The sequence below is a fragment of the Amycolatopsis sacchari genome, from assembly GCF_900114035.1.
GTDB classification, from domain to species: domain Bacteria; phylum Actinomycetota; class Actinomycetes; order Mycobacteriales; family Pseudonocardiaceae; genus Amycolatopsis_E; species Amycolatopsis_E sacchari.
This window is the reverse complement of the sequence record NZ_FORP01000064.1, coordinates 1-1512: the sequence shown is the minus strand read 5'-3', so window position 1 is coordinate 1512 and position 1512 is coordinate 1. Positions and strand designations below refer to the sequence as shown.

The window sequence follows — 1512 nt, the reverse complement described above, 5'->3', positions numbered from 1 at the left end:
GAACCATCACCGGCAGCAGGCATGAAAGCCATACCCGCTCCACCTGCATCCGCCGATCCTCGCGGACCGCGGACATCCCTGAAAGGTAGGGCGGCGTGAGGTGGCAGGCCCGGCGGTGGTGACCGCGGGCGTTTCCGTGGTGATGCTCGCGCTGGGGGCCTGCACGCTGGCCGGGGTGCTGCCGATGCCCCGGCTGGCGATGCTCGTCGCCGCGTCGGCCGGTCTCGTCGTGTATGTGGGCCAGGCGCTCGTACGTGCGTCGCGTCGCGTGGATCGTGTTCTGCGGGAGGAACTGGGGCGGGACGACGAGTGAGCGTGTTCAGTGGTGCGGCCGCGTGGTGGCGCGGAAGTGCAGGTCCTCCAGCGCGTCGAGGCGAGCCGTGTGCCGTTGCCACACCAGCCAGTCGCCCGTCTCATCGGCGATCCTGGCCAGCTCGATCTGCGTGATGCGGCTGGGCACGCGCCCCGGCCGTGGTGCGTGGGTCGACACGACCCCCAAGCAACGGCCATAGGCGAGGATGGGTGTGCTGTGCACCGCCCGGACCCGCTCGGCGGTCAGCGCCTCCCGCGTGATCGGCGCGAAGATGGCGCTTTCGGCGACGTCCCGCACGGACACCGGCTGCCGTGTGGACAACGCGAGCGCGCACGCCGTGCTCCTGCCGTCGACATGGGCGAACCGCGCCACGAACTCGTCCGTGAAGCCCCGGTGCGCCACCAGGTCGAGACCGGGCCGCCCGGTCGCGGTGAGCTGCAGGTCGCCCTGGCTTTCCCCCGCGCAGGCGCGGGACGTGTCCAGCGCCGCGCCCAGCACCCGCGCCGGGTTCCTGGCGGTGCCGTCGAGGAAGCTCAGTTCCGGCTCCCGGCGGTGGCGGCGATGGGGGAACCACCGGCCGCCGCTCTCCGGCCGAGGTGCTGTCAACAGCGCGTGTGCCACGTCCACCGCGTCGAGCCCGTGCCGCGCCGCGGCACCGCGGATCAGACGATCCGCCGTTTCGAGGCTTGGCAGCCGGTAGCGTTCGAACACCACGCCTGCCGCCTGCGCGAGCCACTTGTGCGCGCCCGAATCCTGCGGGCGTTCCTGGAACTGCCCGCGCAGCCGCGTGATCTCCCGCCACATCAGCCCGCTGGTGCCGACGAGCGAGGCGGGAGGCGCCGCTTCGACGTCGGTCTCCGCGAGCGCGATGAGGTCCAGTCGGTGCCGCACGCCGAACTTCGCGAACAGCGAGGCGACGTGGCACTCGACCGTGTGCTTGGAGACCATCAGGGTCTGCGCGATCTCACTGTTGGTGAGGCGTTGCCCGATCGCGAGCAGGACCGTGCGCTCGCGCGGGGTGAGCGCACGCCGGGGCGGGTGACCGTCGGGCGTTGCCGACACCCCACGAACTATCCCCGCGATGGCGCGACGTTGGCAAGACCGCTAGGTCATGTCTGACAATGTTGTGGTCCAGGTGATGACGGCGTGCAGGAGGATGGCTGCTCGGTAGACGGTGGCGAGTTTGTCGTATCGGGTGG

2 protein-coding genes are annotated in these 1512 nt (G+C 71.0%); one reads left to right on the top strand and one right to left on the bottom strand.

The genetic code is table 11. From position 1 onward, the window contains the following. Positions 1-100 precede the first annotated feature (100 nt). Complete coding sequence (locus tag BMZ92_RS36645) at positions 101-313, top strand: hypothetical protein (RefSeq protein ID WP_143250033.1); 213 nt, start codon at positions 101-103, stop codon at positions 311-313. A gap of 6 nt (positions 314-319) precedes the next feature. Here BMZ92_RS36645 and BMZ92_RS38505 read toward each other — a convergent pair whose 3' ends face one another. After that, positions 320-1375, bottom strand: coding sequence for a response regulator transcription factor (locus BMZ92_RS38505; protein WP_091517280.1), 1056 nt, complete (start codon positions 1373-1375; stop codon positions 320-322). Positions 1376-1512: the final 137 nt, after the last annotated feature.